General features: G+C 72.0%; 17 protein-coding genes. 8 read left to right on the forward strand and 9 right to left on the reverse strand.

Annotation, left to right across the window (positions count from 1 at the left end; translation table 11 throughout):
- Window positions 1-31 precede the first annotated feature (31 nt).
- Together ACW4TU_RS23865 and ACW4TU_RS23870 are read left to right on the forward strand one after the other, a co-directional pair.
- Complete coding sequence (locus ACW4TU_RS23865) at window positions 32-1,054, forward strand: alcohol dehydrogenase catalytic domain-containing protein (RefSeq protein ID WP_457416744.1); 1,023 nt, start codon at window positions 32-34, stop codon at window positions 1,052-1,054.
- A 200-nt stretch (window positions 1,055-1,254) separates the two neighbouring features.
- Window positions 1,255-1,614, forward strand: a complete 360-nt coding sequence (locus tag ACW4TU_RS23870) for a cyclophilin-like fold protein (protein ID WP_457416746.1) — start codon at window positions 1,255-1,257, stop codon at window positions 1,612-1,614.
- Between the two features lie 26 nt (window positions 1,615-1,640).
- Here the strand turns inward: ACW4TU_RS23870 and ACW4TU_RS23875 are convergent, their stop codons facing one another.
- Window positions 1,641-2,603 (reverse strand): helix-turn-helix domain-containing protein, encoded by a 963-nt coding sequence (locus ACW4TU_RS23875; RefSeq protein WP_457416748.1) that lies wholly within the window; start codon window positions 2,601-2,603, stop codon window positions 1,641-1,643.
- Window positions 2,604-2,732: 129 nt separating this feature from the next.
- Here ACW4TU_RS23875 and ACW4TU_RS23880 point away from each other — a divergent pair, with 129 nt between their 5' ends.
- The 5 genes from ACW4TU_RS23880 (at window position 2,733) to ACW4TU_RS23900 (ending at window position 5,437) form a co-directional block, all read left to right on the forward strand.
- Window positions 2,733-3,128: an MmcQ/YjbR family DNA-binding protein gene (locus tag ACW4TU_RS23880; RefSeq protein WP_457416750.1), complete on the forward strand. Its 396-nt coding sequence runs from the start codon at window positions 2,733-2,735 to the stop codon at window positions 3,126-3,128.
- Window positions 3,125-3,526: an MmcQ/YjbR family DNA-binding protein gene (locus ACW4TU_RS23885; protein ID WP_457416752.1), complete on the forward strand. Its 402-nt coding sequence runs from the start codon at window positions 3,125-3,127 to the stop codon at window positions 3,524-3,526. Before ACW4TU_RS23880 ends, ACW4TU_RS23885 begins: the two co-directional genes overlap by 4 nt.
- A gap of 70 nt (window positions 3,527-3,596) precedes the next feature.
- Complete coding sequence (locus tag ACW4TU_RS23890) at window positions 3,597-4,352, forward strand: SDR family oxidoreductase (protein WP_457416754.1); 756 nt, start codon at window positions 3,597-3,599, stop codon at window positions 4,350-4,352.
- Window positions 4,353-4,392: 40 nt separating this feature from the next.
- A complete protein-coding gene (locus ACW4TU_RS23895) occupies window positions 4,393-5,085 on the forward strand; it encodes a TetR/AcrR family transcriptional regulator (RefSeq protein ID WP_457416756.1) in 693 nt (230 codons plus the stop codon).
- 220 nt (window positions 5,086-5,305) lie between these two features.
- A complete protein-coding gene (locus ACW4TU_RS23900; RefSeq protein ID WP_457416758.1) occupies window positions 5,306-5,437 on the forward strand; it encodes a hypothetical protein in 132 nt (43 codons plus the stop codon).
- A 49-nt stretch (window positions 5,438-5,486) separates the two neighbouring features.
- On the opposite strand, the gene ACW4TU_RS23905 is transcribed toward ACW4TU_RS23900, so the two are convergent.
- The 6 genes from ACW4TU_RS23905 to ACW4TU_RS23930 form a co-directional block, all read right to left on the reverse strand.
- Window positions 5,487-5,783 (reverse strand): universal stress protein, encoded by a 297-nt coding sequence (locus tag ACW4TU_RS23905; protein ID WP_457416760.1) that lies wholly within the window; start codon window positions 5,781-5,783, stop codon window positions 5,487-5,489.
- A 57-nt stretch (window positions 5,784-5,840) separates the two neighbouring features.
- Window positions 5,841-8,249, reverse strand: a complete 2,409-nt coding sequence (locus ACW4TU_RS23910) for a glycoside hydrolase family 65 protein (RefSeq protein WP_457416762.1) — start codon at window positions 8,247-8,249, stop codon at window positions 5,841-5,843.
- Complete coding sequence (locus ACW4TU_RS23915) at window positions 8,246-9,016, reverse strand: HAD family hydrolase (protein WP_457416764.1); 771 nt, start codon at window positions 9,014-9,016, stop codon at window positions 8,246-8,248. The genes ACW4TU_RS23910 and ACW4TU_RS23915 overlap by 4 nt, the downstream gene beginning before the upstream one ends.
- A 161-nt stretch (window positions 9,017-9,177) precedes the next feature.
- Window positions 9,178-9,822 (reverse strand): hypothetical protein, encoded by a 645-nt coding sequence (locus ACW4TU_RS23920; protein ID WP_457416766.1) that lies wholly within the window; start codon window positions 9,820-9,822, stop codon window positions 9,178-9,180.
- A 387-nt stretch (window positions 9,823-10,209) separates the two neighbouring features.
- On the reverse strand, window positions 10,210-11,094 hold the full coding sequence (locus ACW4TU_RS23925) for a universal stress protein (RefSeq protein WP_457416768.1): 885 nt from the start codon (window positions 11,092-11,094) through the stop codon (window positions 10,210-10,212).
- A gap of 126 nt (window positions 11,095-11,220) precedes the next feature.
- Window positions 11,221-12,129 carry a universal stress protein gene (locus ACW4TU_RS23930; protein WP_457416770.1) on the reverse strand — a complete coding sequence of 303 codons (909 nt, stop codon included), beginning with the start codon at window positions 12,127-12,129 and terminating at the stop codon, window positions 11,221-11,223.
- Window positions 12,130-12,411: 282 nt separating this feature from the next.
- On the opposite strand from ACW4TU_RS23930, the gene ACW4TU_RS23935 reads away from it, so the two are divergent.
- Window positions 12,412-13,113: a response regulator gene (locus ACW4TU_RS23935; protein WP_457416772.1), complete on the forward strand. Its 702-nt coding sequence runs from the start codon at window positions 12,412-12,414 to the stop codon at window positions 13,111-13,113.
- 89 nt (window positions 13,114-13,202) lie between these two features.
- On the opposite strand, the gene ACW4TU_RS23940 is transcribed toward ACW4TU_RS23935, so the two are convergent.
- On the reverse strand, window positions 13,203-14,948 hold the full coding sequence (locus tag ACW4TU_RS23940; RefSeq protein WP_457416774.1) for a sensor histidine kinase: 1,746 nt from the start codon (window positions 14,946-14,948) through the stop codon (window positions 13,203-13,205).
- The gene (locus tag ACW4TU_RS23945) at window positions 14,945-15,562 is read right to left on the reverse strand and encodes a hypothetical protein (protein ID WP_457416776.1); all 618 of its coding nucleotides are present in this window, start codon (window positions 15,560-15,562) and stop codon (window positions 14,945-14,947) included. Before ACW4TU_RS23945 ends, ACW4TU_RS23940 begins: the two co-directional genes overlap by 4 nt.
- Between the last annotated feature and the right edge of the window lie 48 nt (window positions 15,563-15,610).

Genomic DNA, 15,610 nt, shown 5'->3' on the forward strand with positions numbered 1-15,610 from the left:
ACCAGGGGGCGAACAGAGTGAGGAACTCGACATGAGCCAACCGACAGCAGCCGGCGACGCCGCACCGGCGACGATGCGGGCCGTCGTCGTCACCCGGCCCGGCGGCCTCGACGCACTGGAGATCAGGGATGTGCCGGTGCCGGTACGCAAGCCCGGCTGGGTGCGGATCAGGGTGAAGGCGTTCGGCGTCAACGAGTCCGAGGTCACCACCCGCAAGGGTGAGTCGGACGCGGTGGTCACCTACCCGCGTGTGCCCGGCATCGAGGGTGTCGGCGTGGTCGACGAGGCCGACGAGGACAGCGGGCTGCGGCCGGGACAGCAGGTGGCCACGATGATGGGCGGCATGGGCCGCTCGTACGACGGCGCGTACGCCCAGTACGTGACCGTCCCGGAGGCGCAGGTCATCCCGTTCGAGACCGGTCTGCCGTGGGAGGTCGTCGGTGCGCTGCCGGAGATGTTCCAGACCGCCTACGGATCGCTGACCACCGGCCTGGACCTCAAGGCCGGGCAGACGCTGCTGATCCGCGGCGGCACCTCCACGGTCGGGCTGAGCGCGGCCACGATCGCGAGGGACCTCGGAGCCACCGTGCTGTCCACCACCCGCAGCCCGGACAGGGCAGGGGAACTGAGGGCCGTGGGCGTCGACCATCCCCTCGTCGACAACGGCACCCTCGCCGACCAGGTGCGCGAGCTGATGCCGGAGGGTGTCGACGCGGTACTGGAGCTGGTGGGCTGCTCGGTCCTCGCCGACACCCTCCGCACCGTCCGCCGGCACGGCACGGTCTGCTTCACCGGAGCCCTGGCGGGCCAGTGGACGATCCCCGATTTCACTCCGTTCATGATCCCCAACGGGGTGCGGCTGACGTCCTACGGCGGTCAGGCCGCCGACCTCCCTGCCGACGTCTTCGCCCGCCGGCTCCAGGCCATCGCCGCAGGGCGCCTCGAAGTCCCGGTCGCGAAGGTCCACCACGGCCTGGAGCAGGTCCGTGACGCCCAGGCCGACGTCGAGTCCGGCACCACGCCGGGCAAGCACGTCGTCGTCCTGGAGGACTGAGACCTGGACGACTGAGACCTGGGCAACCGAGAAACGACAACCAACCATCCCCGATGGTAAGTGGATTGACTTGCCATCAGGGTGATGTGGAAGTTACGTTCACGGGGTCCGCGCCGAACTGAAGTTCGTACCCAGTGAACATGGCGTACGGGTCGGCCGCCGACGATCACTCCAACAACACCCCAGAGGGCAGAACCCCTATGAGAATCCGACTGACCGCCGGAGAAACCGTCCTCAACGCAACCCTCGACGACAACGCGACGGCACGCGACTTCGCCTCGCTGCTTCCGCTGACGCTGCAGATGAACGACCTGTTCAAGCGCGAGAAGTACGGTCACCTGCCCCGGTCTCTCACCGCAGGAGGCGAGCCGCGGTCCAGCTACGAGATCGGCGACATCGTCTACTGGTCACCCGGTCCCGACATCGCCGTCTTCTATGACCACGACGGCCAGTCCATCCCCGACCCCGGCATCATCGTCCTCGGCGAAATCGACTCGGGGGCCGATGCCTTGAAGAAGTACGACGGCACGGTCGACGTCACCATCGAGGCCGTCGACTGAGACCCGGCCGGAAACCACCGGGATCGTCAACCAGGGAGAGGAGGGGGGACGGTCGTGGCCTCGATGGCCGCGTAGGCGGCCGGGGTGAGACCGGTGCGGTCGCGGAAGAAGCGGCCGAAGTTCGCGGGGTCGGTGAAGCCGAGGTGGACGGCCACAGCCCGGGCGTCCCACCGGGCACCTCCCAGCAGGCGCCGGGCTTCCAGGAGCCGCCGCCCGTCGATGACCTCACGCACCCCCTTGCCGGTGGCGTCCCGGGCGGCACGGCTCAGGGTGCGGACCGAACAGCCGAGCAACTCGGCGTAGTCCGCGGCGTGGTGCAGTTCGCGGAAGTGCAGCTCCAAGGCGTCCAGGAAGTGCCCGTACCTGTCGGCGCGGCCACGGCCGGCACCGGTCGTGGCCGTGGCCGTGCCGATGGGGGCGATGTCCGGGGAGTTGGCCAGGCGCAGCAGCAGCGATTCGAGCAGGCTGCGCCGCAGGGCGTGGTGGATGTCGAGGGGGCGGCGCCCCAGTGCGCGGTGTTCGTCCAGGAGCTGGAGTGCCGTCTGCTGGAGCCAGGCGGTGTCGTCGGGGTGCGGGCTGAGCACGGCAGGGGCCTCGTGCGCGGTGAGCGGGGCCAGGAGACGGGCGAGGTCGGGCCGCAGCACGTCCGGTTCGAACAGGATGAACGGGCCGCGGGCCGCGCCGGGCGGATGCCAGCACTGCGCGTGCCCGGGACGCACCCACAGCCACTGGCCGGGGGCGACGGTCCGCGTGACGTGGTCGACGTCGTGCCGCAACTCACCGTCGGTGACCAGGATCAGGTAGTGGAAGGTGGCACGGCCCGGACGGGGCGGGTTCCACGGCCAGTCGTCGTGCCGGGCGAAGAAATCCTCGACGGTACTCACCTCGAGGCCGTACGGAGTACCGACCGGGGGCTGGAAACCGTACAGCGGGACCGCAGCCGGTCCGGCCTGCCCGCTCGGCCCGGAGTGTCGCTTGTCGACCATCACGTGTCCGCAGCCTACCGCCCTTCCCGTCGGCTTCGCCGGAAGGATGGGATGTGCCGCCGCGCCCGCGCGGCGCGCCCTCCGCCTCCTTCGATGCCACAGTCCGTCACCCCCTGAGAGGGCTCACCACCCATGAACGGATCGGCCCTGCACAAGACCGCCGCCGACTGCGCGGAGGAACTCCCCGGAGCCCGGCTGGAGCACCCCTTCGGCCCCGACTGGGAGGTCTTCAAGGTGCGCGGCAAGGTGTTCATGCTGATGACCGAAGTCCCGGGGCGTCCCGTCGTGATCCTCAAGGCCGACCCCGGCGAGGCTCATGCCCTGCGGGCGCAGTACAGCCACATCACCCCCGGCTACCACATGAACAAGAAGCACTGGATCACCCTGGAGAGCGGAGAAGGCGTCGACAAGGAGCTGGTCAGGGAGCTCGTCACCGACTCCTACCGGCTCGTCGTCGCCCATCTGCCCAGGGCCGAGCGGCCCGTCGACCCGCACACCTACGGCACCGGCACGCGGGCGGCCCGGTGAGCGCGGCCGGTGACCGGCTCCAGGACGCCGCCCGTCAGACGGCCTCGGCCCTGCCCGGCGTCAGCCACGGCTACCCCTTCACCCCGGGACTCGACGTGTACAAGGTCGCGGGCAAGGTGTTCCTGATCGTCACCGACGACCCGGACGATCAGATCATCACGGTCAAGTGCGAACCCGAACACGCCCGCGCTCACGTACGCGGCCACGCCTCGATCACACCGGGCCGCTATCTCGACAAACGCCACTGGATCTCGCTCGGGCCGGGACCCGGCATCACCGAGCGGCTGGTCACCGGCGCGGTCGAGGATTCCTACGACCTGGTCGCCGCGCGGCTGCCGCGAAGCGACCGGCCGAAACCGCTCCAGACCACCGATGGTAAGTGGATCGACTTGCCTTAAGGGTGATGTGGAGTTACCTTCACGTGTGAGTCCATCGACTTACCTTACGACTCGGCAAGGAACAATCACCATGAATCGTCTTGCGGGCAAGCGCGCCCTCATCACCGGCGGCACGAGCGGGATCGGCCTGGAGACCGCGAAGCGTTTCGTCGCGGAAGGGGCCGACGTGCTGGTCACGGGGGTCACCCCGGCCAGCATCGACAAGGCGCGGCAGATCCTCGGGGACAAGGTGCCGGTGGTGCAGGCCGATGCGCGTGACCTCGATGCGCAGCGCGGCCTGGCGGAGCGGGTGCGTGAGCACTTCGGGGAGCTGGACGTGGCGTTCCTGAACGCCGGCGTCTCGGACTGGCGGCCGTTCGGGGACCACACGGAGGACAGCTTCGACCGGCTCTTCGACATCAACGTCAAGAGTGTCTTCTTCCTCACCCAGGCCCTGGTGCCCGTGCTGGCCAACCCGTCCTCGGTCATCCTCAACGCGTCCAACAGCGCGCACGGCGGCTACGGCCACTCGAACGCCTACGCCGCGACGAAGGCGGCTGTCGGTTCCCTGATGCGGTCGTGGAACGCGGACCTGCTCGCGTCGCACGGCATCCGGTTCAACGCGGTCAGCCCCGGCCCGGTGGACACCCCGCTGTACTCCAAGCTCGGGATCGAGGATTCCGCGCAGCAGGAGGCGGTTCTGAAGGAGATCAGCTCCGGCATCCCGCTGGGGCGCATGGGTCTGCCCGAGGAGGTCGCGGAAGCCGTCGTCTACCTGGCCTCCGACGCCGCGGCCTTCGCTGTGGGCCTGGACCTTATCCTGGACGGTGGCCAGACCGTTCTCTGACGGCGAGGATGCGGCTGGGAGACGGGCGAGGGGCGTGGGTATGTCGGTGGCGGACCGTGACCGAACGGAAACCGGTGGCGATACGTGCCAGGCCGGATATCACGCGCAGATCAAGGCGGAGAACCGCGCGCGCATCATCCGCGCCGCCCGCGACCTCTTCCTCGCCCGGGGATACGACAAGACCTCCCTGGCCCAGATCGCCCGGGAGGCGAGCGTCTCCACGGGCACCCTGTTCAAGCGGTACCCCTCCAAGGCCGCGCTGTTCGCGGCCGTCACCTCCGAGCAGTGGCAGCTGGATGTGCAGTACGCCGAACCGCCCCCGCCCGGTGATCCCCGGTACGGTCTGGACCACATCGGCCGCGACTACGCCTGCCTGGTCTCGCGGCCCGGCACGGCGGCGCTGTGCCGCCTCATCATCACCGAACTCCCCCAGATGCCGGAACTCGCCGACATCGTCGGCACCGGCTTCGCCATCGACCGCGGACCCTTCTTCGACCGGCTCCGCGACTACCTGGACGCCGAAGCGCGGGCCGGCACACTCGACTTCCGTTCGGCCGACGGACAGACACAGCCGGCATCCGCGGTGGCCGAACAGTTCCTCGGCATGATCTGCGGCCAGCTCCTGTGGCCTCAACTCGTACGGACCGACTTCGTCCCGGCCGACCCCACCGACACCACGATCGTGGACGAAGCCGTGGCCCTCATGCTCACCCGCTATCGCACCGGATCCTGAACCCCGGACCACCGGTTCACGCCGCCAGGACCCCGATACGTCGCCCTACGGGTACGGGTACGGGTACAGGCAGGGGTGACTCGACCGACAACGAATACCGGCGAGCGCGACCGGTCCTCCCAGTGACCGACAGCGGCCGACAGCTGAGCCGGGACCGTGGCCTCCCGGTACGGCCGGCGTGCGACCCCGGCGTCGCGCTCGGTGGCGCGATCACCGACAGGTGATCGACGAAATCCTCCAGCACGTGCGAACCCGGGGCAACGCCGGTCCCGCGATGACGGTGTCGGCCTTCTGCGGCGGCGACCACCGCGGCTACACCGGGTACGCAGCGCCACCCGCAGACAGCGCGTGATCTGAAAAAGATCATCATCCGCGAGCGCCGCGAATCACGACGCGGTGTTTCAGCCGAGCAGCACCGGAACCGGCTGCCCGTCGACCTCGTCGGCACTGACCCGGAGCCCGGGGTGGCGGCGCCGCAGATCCTCCTCCGCCTCGCGCGACACCCGCTGCGCCCAGTCGCGCCGCAGGTCGGGGCCGGCCGGCGGCGGGGAGGCGGTGGGGTAGTCGTACGACTGCGGTTCCCACGCGAGGACGAGGCGCAGGGGCAGGTCGCGGAGCAGTGCCTCGCGGGCCGCCCAGTCCGCCGCGGCCAGGCTTTCGGGTGAGCCGTCCAGTCCTGCGGTGATGACGCGGTTCATGATGCCGACTTCCTTCTGGAGTGGGAGAGGGAGAGGGGTCTGCTTCCGGCCGCGCGGTCAGCAGCCGGGGAGGTCGAGCTGCCGGGTCGTACCGGGTGCGACCGTGATGTCGCGGCCGTCGAGGGAGATGTGGACGGGCGCCCGGTCGGAGGACGGGACGCGGATGCGCAGGTGTCCGGCGCGCATGCTCAGGCCGACGCCCCGGTGGCCCCGGTAGCGGACGGAGAACTCGTACTCGGCCAGTTCCGGGAGGGGCGCCGGATCGAACCACAGGGTGTCGTCGCGGGTCTCCAGGCCGGTGAGGCCGCGTTGGACGAGGTCGAGGGTGCCGGCCATGGCGCCGAGGTGGATGCCTTCGGCGGTGGTGCCACCCTGGAGGTCGGCGATGTCGCCGGTGAGGGCTTCCTGGACGTACTTCCAGGCCCCGGCGGGCCGGGTGCGGGCCAGTACCCAGCCGTGGACCAGGCCGCTGAGAGTGGAGCCGTGGCTGGTGCGGGCCAGGTAGTGGTCCACCGTCGTGCGCCAGGTGTCGTCGTCGAGGGTGTGGCCGAGGCGGGCGAGAAGTCCGGAGAGTTCGGCGGGTGAGAAGAGGTAGCCGAGCATCAGTACGTCGGCCTGTTTGGACGCCTGGTAGCGGTTGACGCTGTCGCCCTCGGCCTCCAGGATCCGGTCGAGGCGGCGGATGTCGCCGTAGCGCTCGCGGTAGCCGTCCCAGTCCAGTTCGGCGAGGTCGCCGTAACCCTCGAACTGGCTGATGACGCCCCGGTGGAAGGGCACCCGCAGCCGGCGCGAGACGTCCTCCCAGAGTTCGAGTTCCGCCGGGTCGAGTCCGATGCGCCCGAACAGTTCCTGGCGGCGCTGGGCGGGGAGCGCGGCGGCGAGCTCCAGGGCGCGGCACAGCACCCAGGCGGCGGTGACGTTGGTGTACGCGTTGTCGTCGAGGCCCGGCACGGCGGCGCCCCGGTACGCGTCGTGGTACTCGTCGGGGCCGACCACGCCATGGATCCGGTAGCGCGCGTGGGCCGGGTCCCAGACGGCGCTGCTCGCCCAGAAGCGGGCGATCTGGAGCAGCGTCTCCGCGCCCGGCCCGTGCAGGAACTCGGTGTCGCCGCTGGCCTGGGAGTACTGCCAGATGTTGTAGGCGACAGCGGAGCCCACGTGGTGCTGGAGCCGGGAGTGGTCGGGCAGCCAGCGGCCCGAGCGGGGGTTGAGGTGGAGGGTCTGGGTCTCCTCGCGGCCGTCGCTGCCGCTCTGCCAGGGATACATGGCGCCGGTACGGCCGACGGCGGCAGCCGCGCCGACCGCCTCGCCCAGCCGGCGGTGGCGGTACATCAGCAGGGCCCGGGAGACCTCCGGGAGGTGCAGGTTCAGAAAGGGCAGGACGAACAGCTCGTCCCAGAAGACATGTCCCCGGTACGCCTCGCCGTGCAGCCCGCGCGCCGGTACGCCCGCGTCGAGCCCGGCGGTGTGCGGCGACAGGGTCTGCAGCACATGGAAGAGATGCAGTCGCAGGATGCTGCCGGCCTCGCCCGGGACGTCCAACTCCGTTCGCTGCCACAGGTGTTCCCACGCGGCGCGGTGGGAGGCCAGCAGCCCGGCGAAGTCGGCGGCTCCCCGCACCCGGCCGATCGCGGCGTGCAGGGGATCGCCTGACGCCGGGTCGCGCGAGGTGTGCAGGGCCACCGTCTTCTCCACGGCGACGGGCCGGCCTGGCCCGATCGGCAGTGTCAGCAGGTGTGCGACGCCGCGCTCCCCCGGGAGGAACTTCACCGCCCCCGGGGTGCCGGACACGGTCCGGCTGCGGGCGGCCATCGCGACACGGATGCCGGATTCGGAGGTGCGGCAGTCCAGCCATACGGTGTCGGGCTCGGCGGACCCGGTGTGCCACTCGGTGAGGTGGCGGCCGTTCAGGTCGCGGTAGCGGTCCACTCCCGCATTGGTGACGTCGCCGTCGATCGCGGACTCCACCTCCAGCTCACCCGTCCAGCCCTCGGCGGTGAACTCCGTTCGGAGCGCCGCCAGATGGGGATCGCCCATGTGCACCAGACGGACCTGGTCGACCGTCAGCAGGCGGTCTCGGGTGTCCCGCAGCCGCATCCGCCGGGTGAGGGTGCCGCGACGCAGGTCGAGGGTCTGCCGGTACCCGAGCAGCGAGCCGTCGTCCGGCGAGAACCAGGGTCCTGGCCGGTCGCCGCCGGTGCTCCGGGTACGGAAGCGCAGCGGCAGCCAGTTAGGGAGGTTGACGATGTCCTCGTTGTCGACCTGTCGTCCGGCGACGGTCGAGGTCAGCCGGTTGTAGCAGCCCGCGGCGTAGGTGCCGGGGTAGTGGGACGGGCCCGCCGCCGTCTCCGGGGCGGCGCCCCGGGTGGCGAAGTAGCCGTTGCCCAGCGTGCACAGCGCCTCGCGCAGCCGCTCGTCCGCCGGGTCGTAGCCCTCGTAGCTCAGGGTCCGGTCGTCCGGCATCATCGTGCCTCCGTGGCGGTCAGCAACTCGGCGAGGTCAGCGACCACCAGGTCGGCCCCGTGCTCGCTCAGGTCGTCGGCGCTGGTCGGCCCGGCGGTCCGGTCCACCCCGACCACCAGACCGAAGCCGCCGCGCCGGCCGGCCTCGACACCGGCCAGCGCGTCCTCGACGACGGCGGCCTCCCCGGCCGGTACGCCCAGTCGCCGGGCCGCCTCCAGGAAGATCGCCGGGTCGGGCTTGCCGGGCAGCGCGAGGCGGGCCGCCTCGTTGCCGTCCACCACGGCCTCGAACAGGTCCCGTACCCCCGCGCCCGTCAGCAGTTCCGGCGCGTGCCGGGAAGCCGAGATCGCGGCGCACGGCACACCCTCGGCGCGCAGCGCGTGCAGCAGCCGTACGGTGCCGGGCCAGGCGGGGACGGAACCCACTGCCAGCCGTCGTGCGAACAGTTGCTCCTTGCGGGCGGCGACGGCCCGCACGGTCCGGGTGCCGGGCGGGTCGTCGGGGGTGCCGGGCGGCAGCCGCAGCCCGCGCGCGGTGAGGAAGGCGGCGGCGCCGTCCAGCCGGGCTTTGCCGTCGACGTAGCGGCGGTAGTCCTCCACCGGGTCGAACGGGCGCTGCCGACCCGCCGCCTCCAGGCAGGCGTCGAAGGCCGACTGCCAGGCGGCGGCGTGCAGCCGGGCCGAGTCGGTGATCACCCCGTCGGTGTCGAACACCACGGCCCGGACCGCCCGCAGGCGCGGTACCAGCGTCTGTCCGGCGGTGGCGGTCACCGGCGGGTGGCGAGGTGTTCGGTGATACCGAGGAGGTCGGTGAGGTTGAGGAGGCGGGTGTCGCGGCCCGTGCGGCCGAAGTCGTCAATGCCTGCGCGTACGGTCATGGCGGTGCCTCTGTCTGCCGTCGGGGGCGGGGTCCCGGGTGTGCGGGCGGTGTGTCAGCGGAGCCAGGCGTGGTCGCGGACGGCGGGGAGGCGGGCCCAGGTCCTGCCGAGTCCCCAGGTGGTGCCCGCGGAGGCGACGGCGAGGGCGATCAGGACGGCGGCGTACAGGACGTGGTAGTCGACGATCGGGTTGGTGGACATGCTCGGGGTGCCGTCGGACAGCGCCTTGGCGGGCGGCCACTCGGCGATCCACATGAACGCCATCAGGGCGGTGCCGGCGACCGCGGCGAGCCGCAGTGCGATGCCGCCGACCAGGGCGAGGCCGACGCCGAGCAGGCCGAGCATGAACAGCCAGTTCGCCCAGCCCGCTCCGGCCCAGGAGTGGAAGGTGGACTCCATGGGCCCGGCGGCGACGCCGCTGAGGAAGCCCTTGGTGGGCGAGCCGCCGTCGATCCATGCCTTGCCGGAGGCGGTGGCGTAGCCCCAGCCGAAGGTCTTGTCGAGGAAGGCCCACAGGAAGACGAACCCGGTGACGATCCGCAGCCCCGCGAAGACCCGGGCGCGGGTCGCCGAGGCCGCCGTATCGGTCGTGTCAGCCGTGTCGGTCGTGGTCTCGCCGGACCTGGGGGTCGTCCCGGCCCGGTGCCGCGAGGGGAGGTGGAAACCCGCGTTCGGGCCGGGAGTTTCGTGAACCGCCATGATGCTCATCCCTGTCTGGGGGCTGGTAGGCGTGGCGCGATGTCTGTCCGCGTGCCGTCGTCGTCCTGCGTTCAATGTCCCGCCCGGAGCTGTCGGACCGTCAGGGGCCGACAGGTACCGCCGCAGGGGCCGAACGTCCTTGTTCCGCAGCGGACCGGACGGACTCGCCGCCCGGGGCAGGGGACGGGGCCGTGCGATGCCGGACACACGGCGGATCGGCTCGTCGGCCCGTCCGTGCACGCCAGGGACGCCTTCGGGGACTTCGGCGGCTTCGTCAACGCCTGCTCGTAGACCCAGGCGGTGATGCTCCTTGCCGGACGGGCCTGTTCGGGCCGACCGTGCCATGAGAGGGGCGTCGAGGGCGGACCGGTTCGAACGAGGGCGTCTTCAATCGTGCGGGATCACCGCGACCGGGGCGGTGGCGTGGTGCAGGACCGCGTGCGTCACGGGTCCGATGTGATTCCCGGCCCGGCTACGACGGTTGCGCCGGCCGACGACGACAAGTGCGGAGTTCCGGGCGGCGTTCACCAGGTGGGAGCCCGCTGTGCCGATCAGGGCCTGCTCGTTCACCTCGACGCCGGGGAACTCCGTCCGCCACGGCCGGAGTATGTCGGCCAGCTCGCGCCGCACCTGCGTGCCCAGTTCCGCGTTGGGCTCGACGTCGAAGGCGGCGCCGTAGCCGGAGGAGTGCGGTGGCTTCCAGCCGTGGACGACGCGCAGGTTCGCCGCACGGCGGGAAGCCGCCTGGAACGCGAACCGGATCACGGGGCCGTCGGAGTCATCCAGGTCGAGCCCGAGCACGACATCGCCCGTCAGGTGGTCGCTCCCGGCGCCTTCACCGGCTCGGACGAGGACGACCGGCCGCTCGGTCCGCGCCACGACGGAGAGCGCGACGGAGCCGGTCAGAAACCCGGTCACCCCGCTCAGGCCCCGGGATCCGAGCACCAGGAGATCGGCGTCCCGGGAGGCGGCCAGCAGGGCCGTGACGGGCCGCTCCGTGCTCTGTTCGGCGCTGACACGCAGACCGGGATGGCGTTCGGAGAGCCGGGCCGAGGTCTCGCGCGGCAGGCGGTCGGCCCAGCCGCGGTGCGGTCCTTTCGCGGGTGACGACATCAGGGTGCCTGTCAGCGACGCGTACGTGGGGGGCTGCCAGTGCCGGGCGTGCACGAGGCGCAGGGGCGTGTCGCGGAGCCGCGCCTCGCGGGCGGCCCAGTCGGCGGCGGCGAGGCTCTCCGGTGAGCCGTCCAGACCGACGGTGACGTTGCGGAGCATGTGGAGCCCTCCTTGAGGGGACGCGGTTCAGTGTCCGGGGAGGGGACATGCGTCAGGAGGGGCCACTGGGCCCCGGCAGCTCCTCGGGTTCCGCGCCGGGTCAACTCTCGCACCCTCCGGGCGTGTTCAGGCGTGCGGGACGACGGCGACGGGGCAGGGAGCGTGATGCAATGCCGCGTGTGCGACGGGGCCGAGGTGGGTGCCGAGACGGGATTCGCGGGTCCGGCGTCCCACCACGAGGAGGGCCGCGCCGGCCGAGGCGCTGATCAGCTCGTCGGCCGCACGTCCTTCGGTGACGCTCTCGGTGACGGTGACCTCGGGGAACTTCCCGCACCAGGGGCGCAGCACGGCGGCCACGGCGCGCTCCTGCTCCGCCCGCAGCTCCGGGCCGCTCACCGGGACGATCCTGTCCGCCGCCGCGAAGTCCGGCGGACGGCTGAAGGTGTTGATCACGCGCAACGTGGATCCCCGGCGGTCGGCGGCGTCAAAGGCGAACTCGATCAGCTCGTCGCAGGGCCGGTCCGTGTCGAGGCCGAGTACGAGATCGCGGTACGGGATCCCGGGAATCTCGTCCGGGGAGATGCCGTCCGGTGCCGAGAAGTGTTCGTCGGCGGTGCTCCCGCCCACCCTCACCAGCACCACGGGACCCGGTGCCCTGGCGACGACCCGCTGCGACACCGACCCCATCAGGAACCCCGCGACGCCGCCGAGTCCACGGGAGCCGAGGACCAGCAGCTCGGCCTGCTCGGCCGCCTTGAGGAGGGCTGAGACCGGCGAGTCCGCGAGCGCCTGGCCGATGACCCGCAGACCTGGGTGTGCGGCGCGCATGCTGTCCGCCGCCCGCTCCGGCAGGTCCTCGGCCACGGCCCGTTCGGACATGTCCGCGGGCACGGTCGGGGCCGGACGCGGATGCCACTCCCAGGCATGCACCAGGCACAGCGCGGCGCCCCGGCGCGTGGCTTCCCGGGCCGCCCAGTGCGCGGCTGCCAGGCTTTCGGGAGAAACGTCGATCCCCGCGGTGACGTGTCGAAGCATGAGGCGTACCTCCAGCGTTGCTGCCCATGGGTCGCTCTTCTGCCACCGAGCCTGGTACCGGGGCGAGCACCAGGGACAGAGGCCGGGCGGGCCCTTCCGTGGGGCCTTTCGGCCCTGATGCCGCCGCGCCCGCGCCCGGGCGCGGGAGGCTCGGGTTGGCCCGGTCGGCCCTGGTGCGTGCGGTTCGGACGGGTGACGATCGTCATGACAGTCGGCATGTGGTCGGTGGGCCCACGGTCCGTGGCCCGTGGCCTGTGGTCCACCAGCGAACGAGGGGTCGTCATGGCCGAGGCACGTACCTTCACGGAGCAGAACCCGATCCGGGTCTTCCTGCTGGACGACCACGAGGTCGTCCGACGCGGCCTCACCGACCTGCTGGACTCCGAGCCGGACATCTCGGTGGTCGGTGACGCGGACAGCGTCGAGCACGCGCTGGTGCGCGGGCCGGCGCTGCGCCCGGACGTGGCCGTGCTCGACGTACGCCTGCCGGACGGTGACGGGATCAGTGTCTGCCGTGAGCTGCGCAGCCGGATGCCGGAGCTGGCCTGTCTGATGCTGACGTCCTTCGACGAGGAGGAAGCGCTGCTCGACGCGATCATGGCCGGGGCGGCGGGCTATGTGCTCAAACAGATCAGGGGGTCCGACCTGGTCGCCGCGGTCCGTACGGTCGCGTCCGGCCAGTCGATGCTGGATCCGGCGACGACCGCCCGCCTGATGCGCTCCCTGCGGGCGGACCCCACCGAGCAGCCGGCACCCGCACCCGAGCTCGCCGGCCTGTCACCCCGCGAGCGGGACATCCTCGCGCTCATCGGGGACGGGCTCACCAACCGTGAGATCGGCAAGAAGCTCTACCTGTCCGAGAAGACGGTGAAGAACCACATCTCCCGGCTGCTGGCCAAGCTCGGCGTCCAGCGCCGCGTCCAGGCGGCGGTCCTGGCCAGCCATCTCGAACAGCCCGCCTCCACCGACCGTCCGGCGCGCTGAGTCCGCCCGGCCCGGTCTTGTCGTCCGGCCCGGTCTTGTCGTCCGGGCCGGTGGGGTGGCGGCCTTCCGCGGCCAGGCTCCGTTCGCGGTCAGGCTCCGGCCGTGACACCGTCCGCACTCACGGGAACCCGCCACACCAGCCGGGTGCCGCCGCCCTCCGGCCGTTCGCCGAGTGTCAGGGTTCCGCCGAGGGCGACGGCCCGCTCCTTGATGTTCTTCAGCCCGCTGCGTCCGACGTCGTCCGGCACCCCGCAGCCGTCGTCCGTCACCGTGATCGTCAACTCGCCCCCGGAGCACTGCAGCCGGACGTCCACCGCCTGTGCTCCGGAGTGCCGGGCCGCGTTGCTGAGGGCCTCGCCGAGCACCGCGACCGCGTGGTCGGCGATGTCGCCGGGGACATCGGTCTCGACGAGCCCCTCGATGCGCAGCGCGGGCGGGAATCCGAGTGACGTGGCCGAGGCTCTCACCGCCTCGGCCACCCGGCCGCGCAGGCCGTCGCTCTCCCGCCCGACCCCGCGGTGGGTACGCAGTCCGAAGATCGTGGACCGAATGATCTTGATGGTGTCGTCGAGGTCGTCGACGGTCCGGGTCAGCCGCTCCATGCCCTCGGGGTGCTCCATGAAGCGCTGGGTGCTCTGCAGGGTCATGCCGGCCGCGAAGAGCCGCTGGATGGCGAGGTCATGGAGGTCGCGGGCGATGCGGTCACGGTCCTGGAGCAGCGTGAGCTGTTCCACGTCCCGCCGCCGTTCGGCCAGCTCCAGGGCGAGCGCCGCCTGGTCGGCGAACCCGAGCAGCGGCCCGGTGTCCACGTCACCGAACGGCTTACCGGCCGGCACGCGCCCCAGCAGCAGCACGCCCCGCGTCTTGCCGCCGGCGCCGAGGGGCACCGCGACCACGGGTCCGAGCCCGGCCCACTGGGCTTCGTCCTCGCCCGTGCGCGCGTCGCGCTCGATGTCGGCGCTGACCACCGGCGCCGCCGCGCCGAGCGCCGCTCCGACGAAACCGTCCCGCGCGGACAGCACCAGACCGCTGCGCTCCTCCCGGCCCAGGCCGACCGCCAGGGCCGGCCGCAGTGTCTCCTCGCCCGGTACGTGCTCCGCGATCAGCCCCATGTCGGCGGAGACGATCTTCCGGGCCTCGTCGACGATCAGCTCCAGCACGTCCGCGCTCGGCGCACCGGTCAGGAGCATGCTGGTGACCTTGCCGCTGGCCCGCTGCCAGCGTTCGCGCAGCATGGTCTCCTCGTACAGCCGGGCGTTCTCGATGGCCACTCCGGCGGCCACCGCCAGCGTCGACAGGACGGACTCGTCCTCCATGTCGAATTCCCGGGCGCTGCGCTTCTCGGTGAGGTAGAGGTTCCCGAAGACCTCGTCGCGCACCCGGATCGGTACGCCGAGGAAGGAGTGCATCGGCGGGTGGTGCGCCGGGAAGCCGTACGACGCCGGATGCTCCGACAGCTCCGGCAGCCGCAGTGGCGACGGGTGCCGGATCAGCTCTCCGAGGAGCCCGTGCCCGCTGGGCAGCGCCCCGATCTCCGACCGCCGCTCCTCGCCGATACCGACGGTCAGGAACTCGGACAGCTTCTGGTCATCGCCGATCACGCCCAGCGCCCCGTACTCGGCGTCCACCAGCACCACCGCGGCCTCGACGATACTGCGCAGCACCTGTGGCAGGTCTAGCTCCCGGCCTACCGAGAGGACGGCCTCCAGCAGGCTGTGCAGCCGGTCCCGGGTCCCGCGCACCGCGTCGATGCGCACCTGCAGCTCGCCCAGCAGCTCGTCGAGCCGCAGCTTGGGCACATGCTCCTCGGTACCGCCGCGTCGATCCTCGCTCATGACTTCCTCCGACCGGCACAGCAGACAGGGAGGCTCGAACCGGTTCCCCTGTCTTCACCGTACTGTCCGGGGGCCCTGCACATGGCCCCCGGACGGGCCGAAGGCCGGCATCTCGGCGGCGCGGACCGTTCCTTCAAGCACAACGCCGTTTCCAGCACGGCCCCGTCCCCTGCGCCCGTCGCGCCCGTCGCGCCCGTCGCGCCCGTCGCGCCCGCCGCGCCCGCCGCGCGGACCGTGACCCCCGCGCCCGTCGCTTGGACCGCGCCCGCCGTGACCTCCGCGCCCGTCGCGCCCGCCGTGACCTCCGCGCCCGCCGCGCGGACCGTGACCCCCGCGCCCGTCGCTTGGACCGCGCCCGCCGTGACCTCCGCGCCCGTCGCGCGGACCGTGACCCCCGCGACCGCCGCGCGGACCGCGACCGCCGTGACCTCCGCGCCCGTCGCGCGGACCGTGACCCCCGCGACCGCCGCGCGGACCGCGACCGCCGTGGCTGCCGTCCCTCCTGCCGTCACGGCAGTCGACGCCGGCTCGCCGCGTTTCAGGGGTGGCGCGCCGACGGGCCCGTGTGAGTCGAGGCGGACGACCGCAGCCGCCGCGCCCTCGTCCGAGGACAAGGGCGCGGCGTACGAGGACGGGGACGGGGACGGGGGAGGCCGCCTGGT

The organism is Streptomyces kryoterrae (assembly GCF_054072135.1).